Annotated in this window: 22 protein-coding genes and 1 pseudogene; 10 read left to right on the top strand and 13 right to left on the bottom strand. The window is 72.7% G+C overall.

Annotated features, from left to right (window positions below; translation table 11 throughout):
• Positions 1 to 36 precede the first annotated feature (36 nt).
• Positions 37 to 987 (top strand): LysR substrate-binding domain-containing protein, encoded by a 951-nt coding sequence (locus ABZ016_RS09780; RefSeq protein ID WP_356916033.1) that lies wholly within the window; start codon positions 37 to 39, stop codon positions 985 to 987.
• Entirely contained in the window at positions 978 to 1,856 is an 879-nt protein-coding gene (locus ABZ016_RS09775) for a serine hydrolase (RefSeq protein WP_356916327.1), read from the top strand. The genes ABZ016_RS09780 and ABZ016_RS09775 overlap by 10 nt, the downstream gene beginning before the upstream one ends.
• Positions 1,857 to 1,889: 33 nt before the next feature.
• Here ABZ016_RS09775 and ABZ016_RS09770 read toward each other — a convergent pair whose 3' ends face one another.
• The 3 genes from ABZ016_RS09770 to ABZ016_RS09760 all read right to left on the bottom strand — a co-directional run bounded on the left by ABZ016_RS09770 (position 1,890) and on the right by ABZ016_RS09760 (position 6,075).
• Positions 1,890 to 2,438, bottom strand: a complete 549-nt coding sequence (locus ABZ016_RS09770) for a TerB family tellurite resistance protein (RefSeq protein WP_356916032.1) — start codon at positions 2,436 to 2,438, stop codon at positions 1,890 to 1,892.
• A 106-nt stretch (positions 2,439 to 2,544) separates the two neighbouring features.
• Positions 2,545 to 4,014, bottom strand: coding sequence for an MFS transporter (locus ABZ016_RS09765; RefSeq protein ID WP_356916031.1), 1,470 nt, complete (start codon positions 4,012 to 4,014; stop codon positions 2,545 to 2,547).
• 153 nt (positions 4,015 to 4,167) lie between these two features.
• Positions 4,168 to 6,075, bottom strand: a complete 1,908-nt coding sequence (locus tag ABZ016_RS09760) for a hypothetical protein (RefSeq protein WP_356916030.1) — start codon at positions 6,073 to 6,075, stop codon at positions 4,168 to 4,170.
• Between the two features lie 346 nt (positions 6,076 to 6,421).
• Here ABZ016_RS09760 and ABZ016_RS09755 point away from each other — a divergent pair, with 346 nt between their 5' ends.
• Positions 6,422 to 6,784 carry a DUF1304 domain-containing protein gene (locus ABZ016_RS09755; protein ID WP_356916029.1) on the top strand — a complete coding sequence of 121 codons (363 nt, stop codon included), beginning with the start codon at positions 6,422 to 6,424 and terminating at the stop codon, positions 6,782 to 6,784.
• Position 6,785: 1 nt separating this feature from the next.
• Here the strand turns inward: ABZ016_RS09755 and ABZ016_RS09750 are convergent, their stop codons facing one another.
• A complete protein-coding gene (locus tag ABZ016_RS09750; RefSeq protein ID WP_356916028.1) occupies positions 6,786 to 7,637 on the bottom strand; it encodes a hypothetical protein in 852 nt (283 codons plus the stop codon).
• A 158-nt stretch (positions 7,638 to 7,795) separates the two neighbouring features.
• Between ABZ016_RS09750 and ABZ016_RS09745 the strand changes: the two genes are divergently transcribed.
• Together ABZ016_RS09745 and ABZ016_RS09740 are read left to right on the top strand one after the other, a co-directional pair.
• Entirely contained in the window at positions 7,796 to 8,170 is a 375-nt protein-coding gene (locus tag ABZ016_RS09745; protein ID WP_356916027.1) for a DUF6479 family protein, read from the top strand.
• 137 nt (positions 8,171 to 8,307) lie between these two features.
• Entirely contained in the window at positions 8,308 to 8,799 is a 492-nt protein-coding gene (locus tag ABZ016_RS09740; RefSeq protein ID WP_356916026.1) for a hypothetical protein, read from the top strand.
• On the opposite strand, the gene ABZ016_RS09735 is transcribed toward ABZ016_RS09740, so the two are convergent.
• Together ABZ016_RS09735 and ABZ016_RS09730 are read right to left on the bottom strand one after the other, a co-directional pair.
• On the bottom strand, positions 8,793 to 9,563 hold the full coding sequence (locus tag ABZ016_RS09735; RefSeq protein WP_356916025.1) for a carboxypeptidase regulatory-like domain-containing protein: 771 nt from the start codon (positions 9,561 to 9,563) through the stop codon (positions 8,793 to 8,795). The genes ABZ016_RS09740 and ABZ016_RS09735 overlap by 7 nt on opposite strands.
• Positions 9,564 to 9,725: 162 nt before the next feature.
• Positions 9,726 to 11,391: pseudogene (locus ABZ016_RS09730) on the bottom strand (glycoside hydrolase family 13 protein).
• A gap of 295 nt (positions 11,392 to 11,686) precedes the next feature.
• On the opposite strand from ABZ016_RS09730, the gene ABZ016_RS09725 reads away from it, so the two are divergent.
• Positions 11,687 to 12,634: an LAETG motif-containing sortase-dependent surface protein gene (locus tag ABZ016_RS09725; protein ID WP_356916024.1), complete on the top strand. Its 948-nt coding sequence runs from the start codon at positions 11,687 to 11,689 to the stop codon at positions 12,632 to 12,634.
• 231 nt (positions 12,635 to 12,865) lie between these two features.
• Here the strand turns inward: ABZ016_RS09725 and ABZ016_RS09720 are convergent, their stop codons facing one another.
• From ABZ016_RS09720 to ABZ016_RS09705, 4 genes are all read right to left on the bottom strand, one after another.
• Positions 12,866 to 14,377, bottom strand: a complete 1,512-nt coding sequence (locus tag ABZ016_RS09720; protein WP_356916023.1) for an ATP-binding protein — start codon at positions 14,375 to 14,377, stop codon at positions 12,866 to 12,868.
• Positions 14,378 to 14,711: 334 nt separating this feature from the next.
• Positions 14,712 to 15,209 carry a DUF2975 domain-containing protein gene (locus ABZ016_RS09715; RefSeq protein WP_356916022.1) on the bottom strand — a complete coding sequence of 166 codons (498 nt, stop codon included), beginning with the start codon at positions 15,207 to 15,209 and terminating at the stop codon, positions 14,712 to 14,714.
• 57 nt (positions 15,210 to 15,266) lie between these two features.
• Positions 15,267 to 16,223, bottom strand: a complete 957-nt coding sequence (locus ABZ016_RS09710) for a nucleoside hydrolase (RefSeq protein ID WP_356916021.1) — start codon at positions 16,221 to 16,223, stop codon at positions 15,267 to 15,269.
• A 68-nt stretch (positions 16,224 to 16,291) separates the two neighbouring features.
• Positions 16,292 to 16,828, bottom strand: a complete 537-nt coding sequence (locus tag ABZ016_RS09705) for a YceI family protein (protein WP_356916020.1) — start codon at positions 16,826 to 16,828, stop codon at positions 16,292 to 16,294.
• Positions 16,829 to 16,997: 169 nt separating this feature from the next.
• Here ABZ016_RS09705 and sigJ point away from each other — a divergent pair, with 169 nt between their 5' ends.
• Complete coding sequence (gene sigJ, locus ABZ016_RS09700) at positions 16,998 to 17,927, top strand: RNA polymerase sigma factor SigJ (protein WP_356916019.1); 930 nt, start codon at positions 16,998 to 17,000, stop codon at positions 17,925 to 17,927.
• Positions 17,928 to 17,964: 37 nt separating this feature from the next.
• The gene (locus ABZ016_RS09695; protein WP_356916018.1) at positions 17,965 to 18,522 is read left to right on the top strand and encodes a pyridoxamine 5'-phosphate oxidase family protein; all 558 of its coding nucleotides are present in this window, start codon (positions 17,965 to 17,967) and stop codon (positions 18,520 to 18,522) included.
• Between the two features lie 34 nt (positions 18,523 to 18,556).
• On the opposite strand, the gene thrS is transcribed toward ABZ016_RS09695, so the two are convergent.
• A complete protein-coding gene (gene thrS / locus ABZ016_RS09690; RefSeq protein ID WP_356916326.1) occupies positions 18,557 to 19,777 on the bottom strand; it encodes a threonine--tRNA ligase in 1,221 nt (406 codons plus the stop codon).
• A 353-nt stretch (positions 19,778 to 20,130) separates the two neighbouring features.
• On the opposite strand from thrS, the gene ABZ016_RS09685 reads away from it, so the two are divergent.
• Positions 20,131 to 20,913, top strand: a complete 783-nt coding sequence (locus ABZ016_RS09685; protein ID WP_356916017.1) for a hypothetical protein — start codon at positions 20,131 to 20,133, stop codon at positions 20,911 to 20,913.
• Positions 20,914 to 20,937: 24 nt separating this feature from the next.
• On the opposite strand, the gene ABZ016_RS09680 is transcribed toward ABZ016_RS09685, so the two are convergent.
• Together ABZ016_RS09680 and ABZ016_RS09675 are read right to left on the bottom strand one after the other, a co-directional pair.
• Positions 20,938 to 21,729 carry a GAF and ANTAR domain-containing protein gene (locus ABZ016_RS09680; RefSeq protein ID WP_356916016.1) on the bottom strand — a complete coding sequence of 264 codons (792 nt, stop codon included), beginning with the start codon at positions 21,727 to 21,729 and terminating at the stop codon, positions 20,938 to 20,940.
• A gap of 113 nt (positions 21,730 to 21,842) precedes the next feature.
• A complete protein-coding gene (locus tag ABZ016_RS09675) occupies positions 21,843 to 23,186 on the bottom strand; it encodes a tetratricopeptide repeat protein (protein ID WP_356916015.1) in 1,344 nt (447 codons plus the stop codon).
• Between the two features lie 130 nt (positions 23,187 to 23,316).
• Between ABZ016_RS09675 and ABZ016_RS09670 the strand changes: the two genes are divergently transcribed.
• Complete coding sequence (locus ABZ016_RS09670; RefSeq protein WP_356916014.1) at positions 23,317 to 23,469, top strand: hypothetical protein; 153 nt, start codon at positions 23,317 to 23,319, stop codon at positions 23,467 to 23,469.
• Positions 23,470 to 24,129: the final 660 nt, after the last annotated feature.

Here is a 24,129-nt window from a genome sequence, read left to right as displayed (position 1 = left end):
CTGATCGTGGACTTGGTGCGGCAGTTGGAGTGCTTCGTGGCTGTTGCAGAAGAGTCACACTTCGGCCGTGCCGCGGCCCGCCTGGGCATGGCACAGCCGCCGCTCTCGCAGCGCATCCAGCGCCTGGAGAAGCACCTGGGCGTCCGGCTCTTCGAACGGACGAGCCGTCAGGTGGCCCTCACCGACGCCGGGGCGCTGCTGCTGACGGAGGCCCGGGAGGTGCTCGCCCGCTCCGAGGCGTTCATGGCGACCGCGCGCCGCATCCGCGACGGTGAGACCGGCCTGCTGCGCGCGGCGCTGCCGCCGGACCTGTCCGGCGAGACCGTCGCCGCGCTGCTCGCGGGGTTCGCCGAGGCCGGGCTGAACGGCCTGGATCTGGAACTGCACGAGCTGTCCACAGCCCACCAGTTGGCGGGGTTCGCCGCGCACGAACTGGACGTCGGGCTCATCCACCACCCGTGTGACGTGGCGGGGCTGGAGCTGGGCCCGGTGCTGCGGCGCGAACTGGGCGTGCTGCTGCCCCGCGGCGCGGCGGCGGCCGCGCTCGACGAGGTACCGCTCGCCTCCCTCACCGGCCACGACCTCATCCTCTTCCCTCGGGCCGGCGCCCCGGCGGTCTACGACGACCTCCTGACCACCTGCGCCCGCAACGGCTACACCCCGACCGCCGTACGCCACGCCCAGGGCAACAGCTTCGTGCGCGGCCTGGTGCTGTCCGCGGAGGCCGTGGCGCTCAGTCCGCGGGACACGCACGGAGGCGGGGGCCCGGGCGCAGACGCTCCGGACGAGGGTGTCGTGTGGCGCCCCCTCACCGGTGCCCCGCTCGCCCTGCGCCACTCCGTCGCCTGGCCGGCCGGGCGCGGTGACGCCGCCGTGGCCGCCTTCGCCGAGTCCGCGACGCACGCACTGCGCACCACCGCCGGCGCGACCCCCGACCTGCCGACCCCCACGCTCCATCTGCGCCCGGCATCGGAGTACTGGCTGTGACCGACACCCTCGCCCGTATCCACGCGGCGTTCGCCGACGCCGGGGTCACCGGTCGGCTGCACGCCGTCGACATCGACACCGGCGCGCAGGTCGATGCCGGTGCGGACCAGCCGGTCTGCACCGCCAGCGTCCACAAGCTGTGTCTGCTCGTCACGCTGTACGAGCAGGCCGCGGAGGGGGCGCTGGACCTCACCGAGCAGGTCGAGTGCCCGCCGACGGGCCGCACGACCGGGCCGACGGGCCTCGCCGCCATGCTGGACGGTGCCCGGCTGTCCCTGCGCGACCTCGCCTATCTGATGATGTCGGTGAGCGACAACGCCGCCGCCGACCTGCTGCTGTCGCGCGTCGGCCTGGACACCGTCAACCGCGCCACGGCCCGCCTCGGTCTCACCCGCACCCACGCCGTGCACAGCTTCGGCGAACTCCTCTCCACCATCAAGGAGGACGCCGGCCCGGACGGTGCCCGCGCGCTGGCCGACCCGCTCGTCGTCGCCCGGCTGCGGGCGCTCGACCCGGCCCGCACCAACCGCAGCACCCCGCGCGACATGACGCGTCTGCTCGGCGCCGTCTGGCGCGACGAGGCCTGCACACCCGAGCACGGCGCGGCCATCCGCCGGGTCCTCGGACTCCAGGTCTGGCCGCACCGGCTGGCGTCCGGCTTCCCCTTCGACGACGTCCACGTGGCGGGCAAGACGGGCAGCCTGCCGACCGTGCGCAACGAGGTCGGCGTCGTCGAGTACCCCGACGGGGGCCGCTACGCCGTGGCCGTCTTCACCCGCACGGCCCGCACCTCCGCCCTGCAGCCCGCCGCCGACGCGGTCATCGGCACTGCGGCCCGCCTGGCCGTGGACGCACTGCGCGCGCTCTAGAGAACTCCGCGGCAACCCCCGCCGGTCCTCCGGTCAGAGCTGGAACTCGGCGGGCGACACCCCCAGCGCCGCGCAGGCCTCGCGCAGGACCGTCGCCTCCGCCTGGGAGAAGTGGCCGTCGGCACCGGCGATGACCATGCCGGTCTGGATCACGGCCCTGGCCTCGGTGGGCTTCTTGGCGGCCTTGGCGATCTCCTGCATCGCCTCGGCCTTGCCGTGCTGGAAGTTCATCGTCAGCTGGTCGACGTGCTTGTTGAAACGCTGGCGCAGCTGCTCCGGCGGGAAGTTCTGCAGCACGTCGTTGCTGAGGATCATCGACTCGACCTGCTGCCGCTCGGCCGGATCGACATTCCCGTCGGCCGCCGCGACCAGCGCGCACATCGCCATGCTCGCGTCCCGGTAGGCCCCGCTCTTCAGCTCGTTCTTCAGCGACCCGAGCTGCGTCTTGAACAGGCCGACCAGCTGGGCCTTGCTGCCCCCACCCGACCGCGTCCCCCCGCTGTGCCCGCCGGTCGCGCCGCGTCCGCCCTGCGACTGCTGGAGAGCCTTGGCCTGGTCCTTGAGCTTGTCCCACACTGCCATTGACGTCACCTCGGTATTCGTCAGCATCACCTAGCGCACCCGCTCACGCGTGCACACCCGTCCAACGCCCGACCCTCTGGCAAAGGTTCCGCAAAACGCCCCCGTCTCATGTCCTGGACCGTCGTAGGGGCCGGGTCATGATCAGCGGCGCGACGACGCATGCGGCGGTCAGGAGGATGCCGAAGGCGACGGAGAGGGCGGTGGTGTAACCGTGGACGGACGCGGCGGCCGACGTGCCCCGCCCCGCTGAAGCCCCGTACGACGCCGTGGCGGTGGCCGCGACGGTGTTGAGCAACGCCGTACCGAGCGCGGCACCCAGTTGCTGGGCGGCGTGGTAGGCAGCCGACGCGGCTCCGACGTCCCGCGGCTGTACGTCCGAGGTGGCCATGGCGGCGGTCGGCGGCAGGACACAGCCGAGACCGAGTCCGGTGAGCACCAGGGCGGGTGTCAGGTACAGCGGCAGGACGTCCGTACTGCTCCCGGTCAGACGGGTCAGGACGAGGACTCCGACCGCCGCGGTGACCAGCCCGGGCAGGATCAGCAGCGCGGGCGCGACGCGTCCGTGCAGTCTCCCGGCTACGAGGGTGGAGCCGAGCAGGGCGGCCGAGGCATTGATGATCAGGGCAAGCCCCGACTCGACCGGCGACCAGTCGAGGACGGTCTGGGTGTAGTAGCTCATGAACAGGTAGAAGCCGAACATCGCCACGAACATCAGGGTGATGGCGATCAGTGCCCCGGCGCGGGCCCGGTGCAGGAGCACGCGCAGCGGGAGCAGCGGGTGAGGTGCTCGCGACTCGGCCACGACGAACGCGGCGAGCAGCAGCACACCGGCGGCCAGCGGCACGAGCACCTTCGCCGAGCCCCAGCCGTGCGGTTCGGCTTCGGCGAAGGCGTACACCACGGCGGCGAAACCCACCGCGCTGAGCAGGGCCCCCGTGATGTCGAGCCTGCCTTCCCCGCGGTGAGGGCGGTCCGCCGGCACCAGGGCCGTGCCGAGGACGGCGAGCAAGGCGACCGGAACGTTGATGTAGAGGCACCACCGCCAGCCGGCGTACTCGGTCAGGAGTCCGCCCGCGATCAGGCCGATCGCGGATCCCGCGGCCCCGACCGCCGCGAACACCCCCAGCGCGCGCCCGCGTTGGCGCGGCTCGGTGAACGTCAGCATCAGCAGTGACAGCCCCGCGGGTGCGAGTACGGCGGCGAAGACGCCCTGCAGCGCCCGGGCGGCGAAGAGCGTCTCCGGGTTCCCGGCGGCCCCGCCCAGTGCGAAGCCGACCAGGCCGAGGACGAACGTGCGCCGGTGGCCGAGGGCGCTGCCGACCCTGCCGCCGATCAGCAGCAGCCCGCCGAAGGCGAGCGCGTACGCGGTGACGACCCACTGCCGGCTTCCGTCGGACATACCGAGCGCTCGCTGCGCGGAGGGCAACGCGATGTTCACGACGGTCCCGTCCAGGACCACGAGGAGCTGGGCCGCGCTCACCGCGGGCAGTGCCCACCAGCGCCGAGTTGCTCCCACACGGTTGCGGGACTTGCCTAATGGCCGCACCACGGGCGGCTCGGTGTCTCGGGCATCCATGACTTCCATCGTTTCGTTGAAGCGGTCCCGGAGACTTCGACCGTTCGAAGGCGGCCGTGCCTCGCCGTCGCCGGGGCAACCCTCAACTCCGCGGTCGAAACGACGACTGCCCGCCCCGGAGACCGGGTGCGGGCAGTCGTGCTGGTGTTCAGGTCAGGCGTCGTCGCGGGAGCGGAGCCGCAGGCGGGGGCCGAAGCGGAAGGCCGCGAAGCCCACGGCGGCCAGGGCCGCTGCCGCCGCCGCGAGGAGGCCGATGCCGCCGGTGCCCGTGGAGGCGAGTCTGCCGCCGTCGAGGTCGGTCGATGTGCCGCCCGTGGTCGACGAGCCGCCGGTCGTGCCCGAGGTGGCGCTCGCCGACGGGCTCGGCTCCGCCGAGGGGCTCGGGTCGGTCGTGGGGCTCGGGGAGGGCGAGCCCGACGGGTCACCGGGGCTCGGCTCGGGTGTGCCGTCACCGGGGACGACCTCGACCGCGAACTGGGTCATGGCGTCACCGACCGACGCGGAGACGGTGTAGGTGCCCGTGCCCTCACCGGCGGTCATGCCCGGGGCGGTGGCCCGGCCCGAGGCGTCGGTCGTCACGCGGACGACCCGGTCCTCGCCCTGGAAGCGGGGCGCGTCCTCGCCGGCGTCCTCGACGCGGAACTCGACCTCCGTGCCGGCCGGCGCCGGGCCGCCCGACTTGACCACCTTGGCGATCAGCGCGTCGGCGAAGTCCTGTCCCTGCTCGGCCTGCTGCTCGTCGCCGCCGGCGACGCTCACGGTGTACGGGGACTCCTTGACCCGCACGGTGAAGACGGTCGACGCGCCCTGGGTCGTCGCCCGGACGGTGAACTCGCCCTCTTTCTTGGTGCCCAGCCCGATCCACGGGGACTGGGCCCGGCCCTGGGCGTCGGTCGACACGACGGTCTCGTCGTCCTGCGGGCCGCCCTTGAGGCGGAAGAGCGGCTTCAGACCGTCCGGGTCGTCGATCGTGAAGGTGACCGAGGTGTCGGCGACCGGCTTGCCGTCCTTGCCCCGGGCCACCACGGCCAGCGGCCTGACGTCCTCGCCCGGCTGGGTCGTCGTGTCGGTGCCGGAGACCTGGCTCAGCCGGTCGACCACCGGGGACTGCCACTGCAGGACGATCCGGCCAGGGCCGCCGGAGGCGTTGACGCCGCCCTCGGCCACACCGGAGCCGGCCGGGGCGCCGGACGGGGCCCAGAACGGGTCGGTCTTCTCCGGCGCGGTGTGACCGGTGCCGACGACGAGCCGGGCGTCGGCCACCCGGGCCGGCTCGACGAAGCTGGAGCCGCCGCCACCGCTGCCGGTGGTGCCGGCGAGCGAGCCGGTCTCGGCGCCCGTGCCACCGCCGCCGCCCGCGTAACCGGCACCGCCGCCGCCACCGCCGTATGTGCCGGAGCCGCCGGCGCCGCCCGCACCGCCCTTGGCGTGGTCGGCGCCCGCGACACCGTTGCCGGTGCCCGCGCCGCCCTTGGCGCCGGTGGCGCCCTTGCCGCCGCGGCCCGTCTCGGAGGCGTCCTGGCCGGACTCGCCGCCGGCGACACCCCCCTGACCCTGGGCCGTGTCGCCGCCACCGCCGCCACCGCCGCCGGCGATGACCAGCGGCGCCCCGCCGTTCGTGCGGATGCCGCTGCTGTTCCCACCGCGCTGGGCACCGCGGGCACCCGCCTTGCCGCCGAGGGCGTCACCGGAGCCCGGACCCGCGACGGCGAGGCTCAGCACCTCCCCGGGGGTGACCTTCAGGGTGCCGGCGACGAAACCGCCCGCACCGCCGTTCGTCATGCCGGTGCCGGCGCCGCCCTCTCCCCAGAGCCTCACGCCGAGCCGCGTCACGCCGGACGGGACCGTGAACTCCTGCGCGCCGTCGGCCGGGACGAACAGCCGGCAGCCGGAGAAGGTGTCCGTCGGGGCGCACGCCTTTCCGGCGGGCCCGGCGCTCCCGGCGGCCGTCGCTGCCGAGGCCCCCGTCAGGGCGGTGCCGCCGGTCAGCGCCAGCAGGGTCAGGGCCGCCGCTCCGCGCCGGAATCTGGCGCGGCGCAGCACGGCAGCGTCGTGATGCATCAAGGAAACTCCCCAACTCGTCACAAGCTCCCCCCCTGGGAGCCATGAGCCGCTCGATTCAGAATCGAACAGGACTGGTGGGACAGCTGATCAAAGGTGCGGCTGCCGGTCAACCGAGAATGGTCGGTTCCAGACACCGGCCACGGCACTCGCCGGGCCCCCGGGGCCTCCGGGCCGTCGGCCTCGGCAGGGCGGGAAGGCCGGGCCGGGCTCCCGAGCGGCACACGCGGGGACGCGTCGGCCCGACCCGGCCTTCCACTGTCCGAAATCTCCCACCCGGCGCCCCGCGCCGCCTCCTGGGGAGGACCGAACGAGGACGATGGAACCCGCCTGGGATGATGCGTGCATGTCGACCCTCGCCACCCTCGCGGTGCTGGCTCTCGCCGTGCTCCACGCCTACATCCTGGTGCTGGAGATGTTCCTCTGGACCACTCCCCGGGCCCGCGCGGCCTTCGGCACCAGCGCCGAGTTCGCGGCCTCGACCAAGGCCCTGGCCGCGAACCAGGGCCTCTACAACGGCTTCCTCGCCGCCGGCCTGCTGTGGGGCGCGGTGGCGTCCGACCCGGTGGGCTTCCAGGTCTCGGTGTTCTTCCTGCTGTGCGTGGCGGTCGCGGGGCTCTACGGCGCCGCGACCGCCAGCCGGAAGATCCTCTTCGTCCAGACCGTCCCGGCGCTGGTCGCCCTGGGCCTGGTGCTGCTCGCCGGATGACTCAGAGGCCGTAGCGGCTCTTGAGGTGGCGCCAGAAGTCACGCGCCATCCACTTGTCGAACTCCGTGATCTGCGTGGCGCTGCCCGCCTTCATCAGGAAGCAGCACTGGCCGGTCGGCGACCAGTCGTAGAAGTCGTCGAGGCCGAAGGTGTGGCCGACCTCGTGCAGGTAGATGTGGATGTTCTCCTGGTTCAGGGCGCCGGTGAAGTACTCCTGGCCCATGCGCTGGCCCCAGTCACCGCCCGCGCCGCCCTGGAAGCCCTTGGTCAGCCACAGCGACTGGTCGTAGTGGCGGGCGGCGCCGCCCGGGCACCTGGAGTAGTTGCCGTCCTGGTGGAAGAAGCGGCCGCAGTCCGGGGCGCACTGGGGGGAGCCGCCGCTGTCGAGGTTGCCGGCGTAGATGTCGACGGAGTTGTCGGTCCACTGGAGGGTGGAGCGGTTCTTCACCGCCCAGCCGACGATGTTGACCGGCACATTCGTGTACGGCCAGGCGTTGTGGCCCTTGCCGTTCTCGGTCATGGCCGTCATCCACTTGCCGAACTGCTTCTTCAGTGCCGCGTGGATCCGGTCCCGCAGGGCGGCGCTGACCGGGGCGTCGGACTCCCAGCGCACGCAGTAGTTGACGCTGCCCCGGTTGGCCATGACCTGGTCCCAGCCGTAGTTCCGGAAGCCGTACAGGTTCGGATAGGTCGACTCGACGTGGTTCCACACCTCGTTCAGGGGCTGGACGAGGTTCGTGGGCGGGTTCCACTCGTCGGCGGCCTGCGTCTTGGCGTTCGCCAGGCCGGGCGTGGCGAACGCCGCCGCCAGCACGGCCAGCACGGTGAGCAGCCGCGCCAGGTGTCTGCGCATGGTGATCTCCCTCGTGTGGGGGTCGGGGTATCACCGTCTGGTCGTCACCCGCGCGGCGGAGGTTGCCCGGCAGTCCCGGCCGGATGCTCCGATCAGGCCGGACATGCCGGTCGGACATTCCGGGCGCTTTATCGCATTACGTCGGCGATAATCGGAGCATGAGAACGGCAACGTACGAAGTGCTGGCGGCGTCGCCGGAACACGCGGTCGCCGTGACCATCGCCTTTGTCTGCGGCCTGATCGTGGCCTGCGCGCTGATCTGGGCCGTACGGGTGGGGATGCGGGTCATGGACAAGGACACCCACCATCCGGACCCGGAGGAGCAGCCGCACCTGCCGGACGGCGGGCCCGTGCACGAGACCAGGGAGATGCGGGAGCCCGACGACGTGCCGATCGTGACGCGCGACGGCAAGCGGCTCCTGCCCCATGAGCTGCACCACGCGAGCACCAGGACCGGCAAGGACCAGAAGCCGCGCCGTTGGTCGCCCGGATCCAGCGGATCCTTCGGCGGTGGCGGCCTCGGACGCACATGAGCGGACGCGGCCCCCGGCCCCGGGGGACGGCTCCGCAGGGGCAGACAGCACCGCGGTCGGCTCCGCACGAGCACACACCACCGCGGCCGACCCCGCACGAGCAGACCCCGCGAAGGCCGATTCCCGAGGGAGGACGCATGGCCGTTGCCCGTCACCGGACGCGCTGGGCGACGGGCGGGGCGGCCTTGGTGCTCGCCCTGGGTGCCCTGCTCGCCGGCTGCGACAGCTACAGCAGCCCCTCGGACACGGCCAGCAAGGCGGAGTCCGCGGTCGGGTCGATCGCGTCCCAGGCCTCCGAGGCCGTCGAGTCGGCCACCGCGGAGGCCGGGCGCCGGCTCGACGACATCAAGGGCGGCGTCGACGTCAAGGGCGACGTGAAGGTCGCGGCGGCCGAAGTCGGTTCCGACGGCCGGGCCCGGGCCGAGGTCACCGCCCACAACACCGACGACTCCGAGAGGTCCTTCGCCGTCCAGGTGGACTTCACCGACGCCGGGGGCGGACTGGTCGACACGGTCATCGTCACCGTGGACCACGTGCAGGCCGGCGATTCCGCCACGGCCACCGCCCGCAGCACCCACGACCTGTCCGGCGAGATCCGGGCGCACGTGGCCCGGGCCGTGCGCTACTGACCGGGACCGGGCTCCGCCACCGAGATGTCGATCTGCTCGCTCATGGCGCTCACCCCGTTCAGGGAGGCGACCGCCTGGAGGCGGTTGGCACCGGCCGGGAGGCCCGGTCCGGGGGTGCAGGCCCAGGTGCCGTCGGGTGCCGCGGTGCTCGCGCAGACCGCGTGGTCGTGCTTGTCACGGACGGTGACGTGGGCGCCCGGGTGCGCCGTCCCGGAGATCTGGGGCCGGACGCCCAGCGGTACACCGGACAGCGGGCGGCTCAGGGTCGGCTCGGCCAGGCCCACGGTCACGGAGCAGCGGCCGGCGGCCTGCCGTGCGCCCTGCGCGTCGGTGATCCGCAGGAAGCAGTCGCGCAGGCGGGTGCCGGGCACGGCGTCCGCGGGAACCGCCAGCACGAAGGGGAACGTACGGCTCTGCCACGGCTGCCCGGCCGCGTCGCCGGTGACGGTGTACGTCCCGCTGCGCCCGCCGGTGGCGATCCGGCCGCGGTAGCCGGCCGCGTCGAGCGGGGTGGCGGTCACCCGGGTGCCCCGGGGCGCCCTGAGCGTCAGGGTGGCCCCCGCTCCGGGCGCCGCTTCCGGCCGGCCCGCGACCTCGACGATGCCCTCCCGGCCGGGAGCGATGGTCGCGGCACCCCACAGCTGACCGTCCCCGGCCGCCACGGACGGGCCGGGCAACGCGAACACCCCCACCGCGACGGCCCCCGCCACGGCTGCTGCCTTCTTCGACCTGTTCATCGCGTTCATCGCGTTCATCGCATTCATCGCGTGCGGGGCTCCCTGTGCGGACGGCGAGGGCACTCTGGAGCGATTGTCGCGGGCCGTTCCCGCAGGTGGCGCGTGCTGCTCGGCCGTGCGGGTGGCGGGTGAGGGGTAGAGAGGGAACGGCCGCCGGGCCCGCCCGGTGGGGCGAGCCCGGGGTCCGGGCTAACGCCCGAGCCACACCGTCGTGTCCGGCCCGAGCCGTCCGTCCTCCAGGGGCGCGCTGCTCAGCAGCACCTCACCGGCCGGCAGCGGGACCGCCGCGGCGGACAGGTTCGTCACGCACCGCCAGCCCTCGCAACGGTCGAACTGCAGCACACCGTCCGGGACGTCGGCCGCCCAGGTCAGCTCCTCGCCGCCGAGCAGCTTGCGGCGCAGCCGGAGGGCCGTGCGGTACAGCTCCAGGGTCGAGCCCTCGACACCGTCCTGCGCCTGAACGGCGTAGCCGGCGAAGCGGGGCGGCTGCGGCAGCCAGGCACCGCCCGGCCCGAAGCCGTACGACGGTCCGGTCGTGGTCCACGGCAGCGGCACCCGGCAGCCGTCACGGCCCTTGCGGACATGGCCGGTCTGCTCCCAGATCGGGTCCTGGAGCACCTCGGTGGGCAGGTCGGCGACCTCGGGCAGCCCGAGTTCCTCGCCCTGGTAGACGTAGGCCGAGCCGGGCAGGGCCAGCATCAGCAGCGTGGCGGCCCGGGCCCGGCGCAGTCCGGCCGCCTCGTCGACGGCCGGGGCGCGGCCGCCGGAGAGGAGCCAGGCGCCCGGGTCGGTGTCCGGCGGCAGCATCAGCCGGGAGGCGTGCCGGATGACGTCGTGGTTGGACAGCACCCAGGTGGCGGAGGCGCCGGCCGCGTGGGCGGTGGCGAGCGAGCCGGTGATGACCTGCCTCAGCTCGTCGGCGTCCCAACGGGCCTGTAGGTACTCGAAGTTGAAGGCCTGGCCCAGCTCGTCCGGGCGGGCGTACAGCGCGCGGCGGGCGCCCGGTACCCATGCCTCGGCCACCGCCATGCGGGGCGGGCGGTAGGCGTCGAGGATCTTGCGCCAGTCGCGGTAGATCTCGTGGACCTCGTCGCGGTCGTAGAAGGGGTGCGTGCCGGGCGGCATCCCGGCGAGTGCCTCCTCGCCGCTCAGCTCGGGCGCGCCGAGGTCGCGCAGCGGTTCGCTCAGGTCCTTGGCCAGGGCGTGGGCGACATCGACGCGGAATCCGTCGACCCCGCGGTCGGACCAGAAGCGCAGGGTGGTGCGGTGGTCGGCGCGGACCTCCGGGTTCTCCCAGTTGAGGTCGGGCTGCTCGGGGGCGAACAGGTGGAGGTACCACTGGCCGTCGGGCACGCGCCGCCACGCGCTGCCGCCGAAGACGGACTGCCAGTCGGTGGGCGGGAGTTCACCGTGCTCGCCGCGTCCGTCCCGGAAGACGTACCGGTCGCGGGCCGCCGAGCCGGGTGCGGAGTGCAGGGCCTCCTGGAACCACACGTGCTGGTGCGAGGAGTGGTTGGGCACGATGTCGACGATGACCTTCAGGCCGAGCCGGTGGGCCTCGGCGACCAGCGCGTCGAAGTCGTCGAGGGTGCCGAGGCGCGGGTCGACGCCCCGGGGGTCGGCGACGTCGTAGCCGCCGTCGGCGAGCTCGGACGGGTAGAAGGGGCTCAGCCACAGGGCGTCCACGCCCAGGGCGGCGGGTGATGCCGCGGAGGTCGCCGAGTCCGTCGCCGTCGGCGTCGGCGAAGCTGCGGGGGTAGACCTGGTAGACGACGGCCTGCCGCCACCAGTCGGGGTCACGGGACGACAGGTCGGGGGCGGAGCGATCGGTCACGCGGTCTCCTTCGCGGGTCATACGGGCGACAGCAAGGAATCTGTCCAGAATGCCGGGAAAAGGAACCATCGCGTCGAATCGGAGTAGTCCATTCCTGCTGTGATGGAAGTGTGATGGCGGAGCAACTCCCTTTGCATCACCGCAGGTTGACAGGGTGGTGCGGCGCGGCCACGATGGGGGCGCACTGAGGCGCATGTGACCAATGAGCCCAGTGTTTCTTCCACCACTCACCCCGGTGCGGCCCCGCAGCCGTGCGCCGCGCGCTGCCCGCATGCCGTCACCCGGGTTCCGGCACACGCCAAGAAATGGGATCCGCATGTCCATAGCGAGACGTGTCACCGCGCGCCGCCTGCTGGGGACGGGCGCCGCGGCCCTCGCCCTCTGCGCCGCCTCCGCCACCACCGCGTTCGCGCACGGTGCGCCGGGTGGGGACGGCTGGTCGTCCGGCGGCAGCTACCAGCCCGGGACGGGAGCGGGCACGGAGACGGGGACCGACCGCTGCCAGTTCTCGCTCGACGGCAGGAACTTCTACGACTCGGTGAAGGTCGACGACCAGAACCTGAAGCCGACCGAGGACGGCAAGGTCCACATCAAGGTCCGCGCCGCCGGTGACGCCGCCGGCTGCACGGCCTCTCTCGCCTCCTACCTCGCGCACGGCGCGACCTTCGCCACCTCCGGCGAGCAGGTGTTCGTCGGCTTCGACACGGTGACCGTCAAGCCGGGCGGCACCGACTCGCTGGACATCGCCGTCCCGGACAAGGGCTGCTTCGGGCAGATCGACCTCTACCGGGGCGCGGTGCGGTTCGACGGCGAGCTCGACGCGAAGGACGGCTTCGAGCACGGCGAGCTGCCCAAGGGCCCGGACCGCCCGGTCATCAAGGACAAGCTGATAGCGGCCTGGAACGGCGGCACGAAGGACTGCACGACCCCGCCGCCGGCGGAGGAGGAGCCGCCCCCGGCCACGCCGCCCGCGACCCCGTCGGAGCCGGCCGAGACGACCCCGCCGGCCTCCCCGCCCGAGCCGTCCGAGCCGGCGAAGCCCTCGTCCCCGCCGTCCTCCGGCACGGACACGCCCACCCCGTCCGCCTCCGAGTCGACGCCCGTCGCGCCCAAGCCGAACGGCGGGGGCGGCGACCTCGCCGAGACCGGCGCCGACAGCAGCACCGGCCCGATCGCCCTCGGCGCGGCGGTGCTGCTCGCGGGCGGCGCGGCCATGGTGGTCGTGACGCGCCGCCGGTCGAAGAGCAACACCCCGGGCGCCTGAGTCAGGCCCCTCCCGCGGACCTCCGCCCTGCCGATGCCCCACCGGGACCGCGGCAGGGCGGACCGACGAGCGACCGCCCATACCCTCGGCCTGGCGCCAGCCCTCCCGGCCGGTGCATTCACCGCGACCATGGCCGACCGGTCCATGCGGTGTAGCGCCCGCCCGGCATTGGAGCCGGGCCGCCCTGCCCCCGGCCCCGCACAGTGGCCCTCCCCTCCCCCCAAACCCCATCTACGGCAGAACAGCCGTCGGCATCGTCCGGCCGTAGAGCTCGTCGAGGCCGATCAACAAGACACCGCCCCGCTCGGCCTCACCGCGCAGGGCGTCGCTGAAGCCGGCAGCGCTGAAGCACGCCAGCCCGCAGTGCGTCGTGTCCATCCCCCGTCCGGCGAGGAGCTCCCTGGCCCGCTCCAGACGTCCCAGGTGGTTCGTTCCCATGACGGTCCCCCACTTCGCCTCACCGAGCAGCGCGACCGCGGGTTTGCCTCCACCGGACCCCGACTCCACCACGGCGACATCGATCTGGATCTGCCGCCGTTCCCTGGAGTCGGTCACCACGCCGCTTCCGACGTCCCCAAGTGACGTGCCGAGCAGCGAGCGGCCCGGACCGAGCACGTACTCCCGGCACAGCGCCTCGAAGTGCGGACCGGCCACCTGCGAGGCGAAGCGCTCCGCCGACCGCGCCCACACCTCTGCGGCCTGACCGCTCTCGAGGCGCGCCCAGGCCGGACGCATGATGGCCTCGTAGAAGGTGATCAGCGGCTCGGTGATGCGATATTGCGACTTGCCCGCTCGGAAGACGTCCGCCTCCCGCACCAGCAGGTGACTGTCCTCCAAGACGTTGAGCGGATGCGAGATGTCCACGGACTTGCGGCCGATGTAGCCGGCGATACCCCCTCGCGTCGCATTGCCCTGCGCCACGGCCGCGAGCACCGAGTGGTACAGCGCGGTGTCACGGATGTCCGCCTCCTCGGCAAGCAGATATCGAGCCTCCCGAAACAGCGGACTGAACGGCGCCAGGACGGTGCGGCACACCCAGTCGTCGAAGTCGCCCATACTCGTGGGAACGTCATCAGCCAGGAACTGCCGGCGGTACGCGGGGGTGCCTCCCACTACGGCATGCAACCGCGCGGCCAGTGCGGGCTCGTCGGAGACACCCCAGAAGTCCGCCGAGGCCCGGTACCCGAAGGGGCGTACGACCAGTTCCAGTTGCGCACGGCCACGCAGAGGTGCGGTGCTGGCCAGCAGCTCGCCCATGACGGACATCGCCGAACCGCACAGGAGCAGCCGCATACCGCTCTCCTGGATCTGGAAGCGGTCGATCACGCGCTGGATAAGCGAGGGGAGCTCAGGGGCCGCCTTCATCAGGTACGGAAACTCATCGATGACCACGAGGAAGGGGCTCTCCCCGCGCCCGGGAACGGCCAGACCGAAGAGATACGAGATCGCGTCGTCCCATGTGCCGAAGGAGAAGGGAACCGGTGAACCCACGTGGTCGGCCAGAGCCGCGCTGAACTGGCGGAGAGACTCGGCCTCCGTCCCGGCCGTGGCTCCGAAGTAGAAGCCTCCGCAACTCTCGACGAGCGCCCGCAGGAGATACGTCTTTCCCATACGCCGTCGTCCGCTGACGATCCCGAGCATGGCATGCGGCAGAGGCCGGTTCACGAAGGAGATGAGCGCGCCCCATTCGCTCCCGCGGTCGTAGACCCGCGAGGGCTTGTCCGGTGTTGCCCGACGACGCATGCGGCTCCTTGGGGAAGTCCGTCCGCGATAAGGAATACGTTTCTAAGGAGTGTACTCCTCACTACTTTTCCAGGTCACCGACGTACGTCGTTCGGGCCCGGCCCTGCCGCGCTATACGTCCGGGGACTTCCTCAGTCGTCCTACTGGCGGCACCGCGGCAAGTACGAAGTCTCGAACGAACCCTTCGACGCAGAGCGGGAGAGATCTCAAGCGCGTCTACGACGAACATCTCACCCGCCTTGGCCTGTCGGCCGAAGACGTGGACTCCTGGCTCCCACCCGCCCCGAGGCGAGGCAGGCCCCGTAAGGGCGCTTAGAGCCGGGCCGGCAGTCCGTCAGACGACCTCGGCCAGCTCGCTCTGCAGGTTCGTCGCCTTGCGCAGCAGGCTCCGCATGACGACCATCAGCATCGCGAACGCCGCCCCGACGGCGACGCATGCCGTCGCCGTGGCCAGGGCGCTCTCGACGTCCATCCCGTCGTCGGGAGAGGGAATCGGGGCGACCGCCAGATGCCCCGCCACTCCCAGTGCCAGCAGCGTCGCCACGCCTGCCGCGCCGATGATGACGTCGACCCACCGGAACGCCCGGGGCGTGAAGATGGCGTCCCGCTGGACCATCGTCAGCAGCATCCACACGGCGGCGAGCGCGACCTGCACGCACACCACCCCGACGATCGCCACGGTCACGTACGGCGCGGCGTACGGGGCGTACGGCGGGAAGCGGTCGACCTCGTCGGCCGCCGTCGTCGGTATGACCACGATCTGACCGAAGAGCCCGGCCAGGACCGCGAAGACGATACCGGCCCGGAGCGCGGCGATGAGCAAGCCATTCATATATCGATCTTCGATCGGTATCGATCGAAAGTCAATCGATTCGCTGGTATGCGCGGATCACAGGGTCTTCAGGTACAGGTTCACGTACCGCTCCACGTCCACGTCCAACGCCACGTCCACCAGGGGCTGTTCGCGCGTGCCCTCGTGGATCTCGGACTCGCCGGGGCGGGGGCGGCGGTCGACGATCGTCTGGCCGCGGGCGGGCCCGGGGGCGAGGACGACCTCGACCGGCAGGCGCTCGGTGGTGATGCCCTCGGGGTCGACGACCGCGCAGACCGCGCCCGCGTCACCGAGGCCGCCCATGGGGGTGGGGTCGCCGGAGGTCGCCGGATCCCGGTGGGCGAGCAGCTCCCCGGCGAGCCGCAGGCTCGGTTCCGCGCTCGACCGCAGCCGCTGCACCTCCCCGGCGGGCACCAGGACCCTCTTGAACACGTCCAGGCCGTACATCGTGATCGGCACCCCCGCGGTGAGCAGGACCGCGGCGGCCTCGGGGTCGTGCCACACGTTGAACTCCGCGACCGGCGTGGCGTTCCCGGTCGCCACCGCGCCGCCCATGAACACGATCCGCTCGATGTTGCGGGTCACCTCGGGGTGCGTCCGCAGCAGCAGCGCGATGTTCGTCAGGGGCGCCGTGGGGATGAGGGTGACCGGCCTCGGCGAGGCGAGGATCTCGCGGCGCAGCAGCGTCACCGCGTCCACGTCGACCGGCACCCGGGTCGGCGCGGGCAGCCCCAGATCCCCCATCCCGTCCTCCCCGTGCACATGCCGGGCCGTCCGCACGGGTTCGATCAGCGGCCGCTCGGCGCCCCGGGCGACGGGAATGTCCCCCGCTCCGGCCACCTCCAGCACGGTCAGGGTGTTGCGGACGACGCCGTCCACGTCCGTGTTCCCGGCGACGCAGGTGATCGCACGCACGTCGAGCGCCGGGTGCCGCACGGCGAACAGCAGGGCGAGGGCGTCGTCGACGCCGGTGTCGCAGTCGATGATCACCGGGATGCGCTGACCGTCCGTCACGGCGAGGCTCCTTCCACGGACCGTACGATCTTCGTACCAGTGACCCTACGACCTGGATCGGTTCCGGGTCAGGCCTGACGTACCGCCGTGACGTCGAACTCCAGCGTCACCTTCCGGCCGACCAGGCCCCGGCCCCCGCTGACGCCCCACTCCTCGCGGTCGATGGTCGTGCGGCCCGTGAAGCCGACCCGGAAGCCGCCCCGTTCGTCCCCGGCGCCGGTCAGCTCGAAGTCCACGGTGACCGGCCTGGTCACACCGCGAACGGTCAGATCACCGGTGACCTTGAAGCCGGTCCCGCCCACCCGCTCCACCCGGGTCGAGGTGAAGGTGAGGGCCGGGTGGGCGCCCGCGTCGAGGAAGTCGCCGCTCCGCAGATGGTCGTCGCGCTTCCGGTTGCGGGTCTGGACGCTCCGGGCCCGGATCGTGAGGCGCACGCCCGACTTCGACGGGCTGTCGCCGTCCAGCCGCGCGCTGCCCTCGAACGCCTCGAACAGCCCGTGGACCTTGCTGATCATCGCGGCCCGCGCGGTGAAGCCGATGCGTGTGCGGGCGGTGTCGAGGACGTAGTCGCCGGTCAGTTCGCCGAGAGTGGTCGTGGTGGTCATGGTGGTGTCTCCTGGAAGGGGATGCGGAATCCGATGCCGGTCTCAGCGGTACGACGACGCAGCTCCCCGGAATGTGAGGCCGTGAGGTGAGGGGCGCCGGCCTGACACTTCGGGGCGCCGTTTCGTCGGACGAGTGAGGACCCGTACGACCGAGGGAGTCATCCGCACCATGACCACACCGTCCGAGCCGGAAGAGGACCTGGCCGCGATCACGCGCGAGCGGCGGCAGCTGATCGGCCTCGCCTACCGGCTGCTCGGCTCGCTGTCCGAGGCCGAGGACGTCGTGCAGGAGACCTACGCCCGCTGGTACGCCCTCTCCCCACGGCAGCGGGAAGAGATCGGGTCGCCCGGCGGCTGGCTGACGACGGTCGCCGGCCGTATCTGTCTCGACCTGCTCGGCTCCGCCCGGGCCCGACGCGAGCGGTACGTGGGGGAATGGGTCCCGGAGCCGCTGCCCGGCGGCCCGGAGTGGGTCGGCGGGCGGTGGGACGACCCCGCGGCCGACCCGGCCGATCCCGCCGACCGCGTCACCCTCGACGAGTCGCTCACCATGGCCTTCCTCGTCGTGCTCGAGTCGATGACGCCGGCCGAGCGCGTCGCGTTCGTCCTGCACGACGTGTTCCGGTACTCCTTCGCCGAAGTGGCCGAGATCGTCGGCCGCACCCCGGCCGCCTGCCGCCAGCTGGCCTCCTCGGCCCGCCGCCGCCTCCGCACGGCACCGCCCGCACCGGCACCGGCGGCCGGGCACGCCGGTCTCGTCCGGGCCTTCCGGCAGGCCTGGGAGGCGAAGGACATCGACGGCCTCGTCGGCCTGCTGGCCCCGGGCGCCACGGCGACCGGCGACGGCGGCGGATTCGTCCCGGCCGCACTCCACCCGGTCGAGGGCGCCGAGCCGATCGCCCGCTTCCTCGCCGACCGGGCCCGGGCGCTGCCCGGGGTCACGCTCCTGGAACGCGAGGTCAACGGCCGGCCCGGCCTGGTCGCCCAGCTGGACGGCGTCACCGTCTCGGTGCTGGCGTTCGACATCGCGGACGACCGGATCCAGCACATCTGGGCCGTACTCAACCCCGACAAGCTCCGGCCCTGGAGGACCGACTGACAGACGGACCGACCCGCACGGAGAGAGGAGCCCCGCCATGCCGGCACAGGGAACCACGAAACAACCCGCCACCGAACTCGACCCCCGCTACAGCTCGGCGCTCAACCCCCGCCCGGGCGCCGCGGACGTCACCGCCACCGAGTGGGCCGAGGCACAGCGCAGGCTGGCCACCGCCGAGATCTTCTGGGTGTCCACGGTGCGGCCCGACGGCCGGCTGCACGTCACACCCTGCATCGCCGCCTGGCACGACGGAGCCCTGTACTTCTCCACCGGCCGGGAGGAGCAGAAGGCGAAGAACCTCGCCCAACACGCGCACTGCGCGCTGACCACCGGTGCGAACTCCCTCACCGAAGGCCTCGACCTCGTGGTCGAGGGCCGGGCCGAGCCGGTCGCCGACCCGGCCCGGCTGGAGGAGGTGATCACGGCGTACGAGACCAAGTACGGGCCGCACATCACCTCCCCCGAGGGCACGTTCCACGGCATCGGCGACGCGATCCGCGACGGCCACGTGGTGGTGTTCGCGGTGTCCCCGGGCACGGCGTACGGCTTCGGCCGGGACGACGGGGTCTACAGCCACACGCGCTGGGCGTTCTGAGCCCGTCCTACCGGTCCCCCTACGACCGGCCCCGCTACGACTCGTCCCACAGGCCGGTGCCGCGCGCCGCCACCCGGTCCCCGACCCGCCGCAGCAGCTCGGCGGCGGAGAGGGGCTCCGGCCGGTGCCCGTCCCGCAGCCGTACCGCGACGAGACCGGCGGCGGCCTCGCGCGCGCCGATCACCGCCTGGTACGGCACCAGCCGGGCCGCGCGGATCCGGGCGGCGAGGGTGCCCTCCGCCGGGTCCGCGACCTCCGCGCGCAGGCCCAGGTCCCGGGCCCGGCGGGCCAGGGCGTGGGCCTGCTCCGCCTGCTCGTCCGCCACCGGCAGGATCGCCAGCTGCACCGGGGCCAGCCACGGCGGGAAGGCGCCGCCGTGGGACTCGACGAGGTGCGCGACCGCGCGTTCCACGCTGCCGATGATGCTGCGGTGCACCATGACCGGGCGGTGCTTCGCCCCGTCCGGGCCGATGTAGTGCAGGTCGAAGCGTTCGGGCTGGTGGAAGTCGATCTGGACGGTGGACAGGGTGGCCTCCCGGCCCGCCGGGTCGGCGATCTGCACGTCGATCTTCGGACCGTAGAAGGCCGCCTCGCCCTCGGCGGACTCGTAGCGGATGCCGGAGCCGTCCAGGACCTCCCGGAGGAGGGCGGTGGCCCGCCGCCACAGGTCCGGGTCGGCCACGTACTTGCCGCCCTCGCCCGGGAGGGACAGCCGGTAGCGGGCCGGGCGGATGCCCAGGTCGGCGTAGGCACGGCCGATCAGCTCCAGCGCGGAACGCGCCTCCTCCACGGCCTGTTCGAGGGTGCAGAAGATGTGCGCGTCATTGAGGGTGATGGCCCGCACTCGGGTCAGCCCGCCGAGCACACCCGACAGCTCCGAGCGGTACATTCCGCCCAACTCGGCCATTCGGAGCGGTAGTTCACGGTAGCTGTGGGAGCGGGACCGGTAGATCAGGGCGTGGTGGGGACAGAGGCTGGGACGCAGCAGGACCTGTTCGGCGCCCAGCTCCATCGGCGGGAACATGTCCTCGCTGTAGTGGTCCCAGTGCCCGGAGATCTCGTACAGCTCGCGTTTGCCGAGGACGGGCGAGTACACGTGCCGGTAGCCGGCCCGCCGTTCCGCCTCCCGGACGTACTCCTCCAGAGCGTGCCGCACGATCGCGCCGTCGGGCAGCCAGTACGGCAGCCCCGCGCCCATCAGGGGATCGGTGTCGAACAGGTCGAGTTCACGGCCGAGCCTGCGGTGGTCGTACACGGTCGACATGGTGGTCTCCTCCGGGTCTGGAGCGAGCACCACGCGACGAAGCCCCGGGGCACTCGCCCCGGGGCTTCGGACATCTGGGTCAGCTGTCAGCGCGCCGGGACACTCTCCGGCGTCGTCGTGAGGGACGGGAACGACTGGGCGCGCTGCATGGGCGGGACCGTAACAGGAGTGCCGCGTGCGGGGCGACGGGTTTTCCCGCCGCCCCGCACGCGGTGTCCACCCCTGCCTCACCCGAACAGCCCGTCGCACTGGTGTGCAGCCCGGCGTGGTGGTGCCGTAGGAGCACAGATCCGATCTTGGAGTGCCCGCTCCCACCGGGCCCGCCCCCTCAGGAGGCACCCCAGATGAACCGTCCTCCCGCCACCACCCGTGCCCTCCTGGCCTGCGGGCTGTCCGTCACCGCCCTGCTGTCCACGGCCGCCTGCTCCCTCCAGGACGGGCCGCGGCCGCGGTGGTTCTCCGCCTCCGCCACCGCCGCGGCACCCGCCGGTGAGAGGCCCCCCGGCTCCGGAGCCGGGCTCACCCAGCTCCAGGCCCAGGCGGCGCTGGTCACCGAGGCCGATCTGGGGGAGCCGTGGGTGCCGACCCTAGGTGCCAAGACCTGGCGGGACGGGCTGCTCAAGGGGACCACGCAGAACCGGGACTGCCAGCGGCTGCTCGACGTCCTCTACACGGAGGAGTTCTTCGGCACCCCGGCCGGCCCGCGCGCGACGTCCGCGCTCGACGCCGCCGGCACCGACACCCAGCTGCGCTACGAGATCGCCCCCTACCCCGCGGCGGAGGTCGACCGCACGCTGGCCTGGCTCAAGTCGCTGCCGCGCAGGTGCGGCCAGTTCACGGCCGCGACCACCCGCGGCCGGGCCCAGGGCGTCCAGGTCACCGACATGCCGCTGCCTCCCGTCGGGGACGCCCGCCAGGCGCTGCGGATCACCATGGCCGGCGAGACGGAGGAGGGAGAGCTGACGTACCTCACGGTCGACGTCGCCGCCGTACGCGTCGGCGCGGAGGCGATCAGCCTCACCAACGCCGGTCTCGACGAGGTGTACGCGGAGGTCACGCAGCACGCGGTGCGGGTCGGGACGGAGCGCCTCACCGAGATCAGGAAGCAGGGCCGGGCACAGATCTGACTCCCGTCACTCCCGTCACTCCCGTCACTCCCGCTCGAAGCGCTTCCGGTGAGTGATCACCTCGTGGGCCACTTCCAGGGCGGTGGACCCGTGCGCGAAGGCGTCGCCTCGCAGCCGTGCCAGCGCGTCGTCGGCGCCGACGCCGAGCTGCGCCATGATCATGCCGACGGCCTGGTAGACCTGGTCCTGGTCCGCGGCCAGCCCGCTCAGCCATGCCTCCCCGTCGGGTGACTCGGCCTCGTCACCGCGCGGCAGCGACATGAGGGCCACCGTCATGACGCCGGCCACGAGACGGGCCACGTACAACTGGCTGTCGGTGAGCCCGCCGGGGCTGTCGCGGTACAGGTCGAGGGTGCCCACGCACAGCCCGTCGCTGCCCAGCGGCAGCGCGTACACGGCTCGCACCCCGGCGGCGGTCGCCTCCTCGGCGAAGACCGGCCAGCGGCCGGCGTCGCGGGCGCTCGTGAGATCGCAGGCGAGCACCGGCGCCCCGTCCGCCACCGCGCTCTGGCAGGGTCCGTCGCCCAGCGTCGCCTGGATCTGCGCCAGGTGCGCGGCCCGCGCGCTGCTCGCGCTCAGCTGGAGGGGCATGCCGTCACTGCGCAGCGACACGCTCGCGCCGGTCACCGGCAGCAGTTCGACGGCCACCTCGCACAGCCGCCCGGGCACTTCCCCGGGCTCGGCGCCCCGCACCTCCCTGGCGATCGCGTCGGCGACACCGTACCCGTCCAGGTCCGCCTCGCCGCCTCTCGCGCGGAGGGGATCCGGGTCTCCTCCGAAGGCGCCTCGGGGGTCATCCGTGGGCCGCACGACCACCGCCTCCTTCGCCCGCTTCGCCCGGATCCGTGGCCGACTACCCGTCGCGGGTGGGGCGAAACACGTGCATGGGGCCATCGCCCCGGCGCGGTGGCCGGGCGGGCGGGGAGCGGTCAGAGGGGAGGCTGTGCGGGTGCGGGCCCCAGGGTGGTCGTACCGGGAGCCGTACGGTGGCCGAGGCCGGTCCGGTAGGCGTCCAGGGCCGCCTCCACCCGCCCGGTGCGCCGCAGCAGGTCGCCCAGCAGCCGGCACAGGTCGGCCAGGTCACCGACCGCGCCGGCCCGCTCCAGCAGGCTCAGGGCGCGCACGTAGTGCTCCTCGGCCTCCTCGGTCCGGCGGTCGTCCTCGGCGATGATGCCGAGCAGCCGGTGCGCGGCGGCGGAGTGGACGGCACCGCGCTCGGGGGACAGGTCGTCGAGCACGCCGTGCAGCAGGGCCGCCGCCTCCTCGGACCTGCCGCGCCGGTGGAGGACGTCGGCCAGCTCGACGGCGACCTGGCTGCTGTAGAGGGCGGCGCGCTTGGCCGACAGCATGCCGAGGGCCTCCCGCAACTCCGCCTCGGCCCGCTCCAGTTGGCCGTCCTGGGCGTAGACGTAGCCGCGCATCCAGTGGCAGTTGGCGAGTTCGGTGCGGATCTGCAGGCCGCGGTACAGCTCGGCGGCCTTGGCCAGCGAGGCGTCGGCCTCGGCGAGGCGGCCCTCGGCGACCAGGGTGCGGGCCACCGAGCGGTGCATGCGCGCGACCAGGGCCGGGTCGCCGGACTGCGGGGCGAGCGCGAGGGCGAACTCGGCGGCCTGGGCGGCGCGGGCGTGCGCGCCCATGTCCATGTACGGCCCGATGGCGCTGGCGTAGAGCAGCAGCAGGGCGTCGGGGTCGTGCAGGCCGCCCCGGTTCAGTTCGTCGAGGGTGGACTCCAGCAGGTAGACGGCGTACCGGAGCTCTCCGGCGAGGTAGTGCGCGACGGCCCGTCCGCGCAGGGCCGGGACACGGGCGGGCAGGGGGGCGCCGGCCAGGCAGGACTCGGCCCGTTCGAAGTACTGCCGGCCGGGCACGAGCTCGCCCGTCTCCAGGGCGCACTCGCCGAGCCCGAGCAGCGCGGCGGCCTGTTCCGCGGCGAGCCCGTGCGTCTCGGCCTCGCCGAGCAGCCCGGCGTACTGTTCCGCCGCCGCCTCGGTCTCGCCCACGGCCAGGGTGCGCTGGGCCTCGGTCAGCCGCAGCCGCAGCTCCGTGACGAGCCGGGCCGGCCGCCCGGTGGCGAGTTCGTCGAAGGCCACGCCGAGCCGGCCGGCGAGATGCCGCAGGGCGTCGTCGGAGGGCCGCACCCGGCCCGACTCCAGGGTGGAGATATAGGCCGGTGTGTACACGGGTTCCGCCAACTGCCGTTGCGTCAGTCCCCGTTCGACACGCAACCGCTGCACCCGGCGTCCGATGACCCCCGGATCGTCACGCTCCCCCACGCCAACTCCCCCCTGCCCCTCTTGCCGTTCGCCCTGACCCGCCCCTAGGTTAAACGGAGTGTTAAGCCGGAGTGTCGAACCTGCTTAATACGTTGCCGCCGTAGTCGCCGCCCCCAGTTGCGAGGTCGCCGTGCTCGAACGCACACGCACCGCCGAGCGGTACGCCAGAGGCTTCACCGCCGCCGTCGTCGCCGTCGCGACACTGCTACTGGCGGCGAACGCGGGACCGGCGAGAGCCGAGGAACCCCAGCGGGGTCCGCAGACGGTCGCGGACAGCCGCTGACGCGGCGGTCCCACCGCGCTGCAATGGTTCACACCGCGTCCTACTGCCCGGCTCACCCGTGTGTCAGAGTGCTCCAGCCACCAATGGGCGTCCGCCGAGCGCCTGCGGCATGAACGGCCGGGGACAACGTCGGCGGGGCCACTGCTCACCTGAGCCCACTCTTTCGAAGTCCTTTCGGCACATCGGGCGACGTGTTGTCTTGAGCATGCCGAAGTGAGGATCTTCGACCAGATCTAGCCGATCTTTCGGTTTTCCCAGAGGGCGCAGGCTCACCGGCAGCACGGCCCACGGGATTACCGTTCACCCTCGCCGAAAGCGGGGTTGATCACCGCTATTGGCACGTCAGACAGCGGAGTTCCGCCTGACGCCGTGCCGGTACACGTTCTCGCCCCTTGTGACGCTCGGACATTCCCCTGTTCATATACCGGTGAGGGATTGCCACTCGACGGTTGGCGTGTACACGTCTGGCGTGATACGACTCTCCCCTTTGCAGATCATGTGCCTTCTTTGTGAAGGCGAAGGGGAGGGGTAGCGGTGCGTACCGCTAGATCATTGATAGTTCTCTCGGTGCTCCTGGCGTTACTGGGCGGGGGCATCCTGACGGCAGGAAGCGTGGCAGCCGCGGGCGGGGTCGTCACAGTGAAGGGCCTTCCGGCGGCC

This window comes from Streptomyces sp. NPDC006372 (assembly GCF_040612515.1).
Taxonomy (GTDB): Bacteria; Actinomycetota; Actinomycetes; order Streptomycetales; family Streptomycetaceae; genus Streptomyces.
This window is presented reverse-complemented; position numbering and strand designations above follow the sequence as displayed.

What these genes read in the sequence shown, in the direction of transcription:
- ABZ016_RS09735 (WP_356916025.1), bottom strand. Translation starts at nt 9,563, where the DNA reads ATGAATGCGATGAACGCGATGAACGCGATGAACAGGTCGAAGAAGGCA.
- ABZ016_RS09740 (WP_356916026.1), top strand. Translation starts at nt 8,308, where the DNA reads ATGGCCGTTGCCCGTCACCGGACGCGCTGGGCGACGGGCGGGGCGGCC.
- ABZ016_RS09745 (WP_356916027.1), top strand. Translation starts at nt 7,796, where the DNA reads ATGAGAACGGCAACGTACGAAGTGCTGGCGGCGTCGCCGGAACACGCG.
- ABZ016_RS09765 (WP_356916031.1), bottom strand. Translation starts at nt 4,014, where the DNA reads ATGGATGCCCGAGACACCGAGCCGCCCGTGGTGCGGCCATTAGGCAAG.
- ABZ016_RS09720 (WP_356916023.1), bottom strand. Translation starts at nt 14,377, where the DNA reads ATGCGTCGTCGGGCAACACCGGACAAGCCCTCGCGGGTCTACGACCGC.
- ABZ016_RS09770 (WP_356916032.1), bottom strand. Translation starts at nt 2,438, where the DNA reads ATGGCAGTGTGGGACAAGCTCAAGGACCAGGCCAAGGCTCTCCAGCAG.
- ABZ016_RS09750 (WP_356916028.1), bottom strand. Translation starts at nt 7,637, where the DNA reads ATGCGCAGACACCTGGCGCGGCTGCTCACCGTGCTGGCCGTGCTGGCG.
- ABZ016_RS09760 (WP_356916030.1), bottom strand. Translation starts at nt 6,075, where the DNA reads ATGCATCACGACGCTGCCGTGCTGCGCCGCGCCAGATTCCGGCGCGGA.
- ABZ016_RS09725 (WP_356916024.1), top strand. Translation starts at nt 11,687, where the DNA reads ATGTCCATAGCGAGACGTGTCACCGCGCGCCGCCTGCTGGGGACGGGC.
- ABZ016_RS09705 (WP_356916020.1), bottom strand. Translation starts at nt 16,828, where the DNA reads ATGACCACCACGACCACTCTCGGCGAACTGACCGGCGACTACGTCCTC.
- sigJ (WP_356916019.1), top strand. Translation starts at nt 16,998, where the DNA reads ATGACCACACCGTCCGAGCCGGAAGAGGACCTGGCCGCGATCACGCGC.
- ABZ016_RS09685 (WP_356916017.1), top strand. Translation starts at nt 20,131, where the DNA reads ATGAACCGTCCTCCCGCCACCACCCGTGCCCTCCTGGCCTGCGGGCTG.
- ABZ016_RS09715 (WP_356916022.1), bottom strand. Translation starts at nt 15,209, where the DNA reads ATGAATGGCTTGCTCATCGCCGCGCTCCGGGCCGGTATCGTCTTCGCG.
- ABZ016_RS09755 (WP_356916029.1), top strand. Translation starts at nt 6,422, where the DNA reads ATGTCGACCCTCGCCACCCTCGCGGTGCTGGCTCTCGCCGTGCTCCAC.
- ABZ016_RS09695 (WP_356916018.1), top strand. Translation starts at nt 17,965, where the DNA reads ATGCCGGCACAGGGAACCACGAAACAACCCGCCACCGAACTCGACCCC.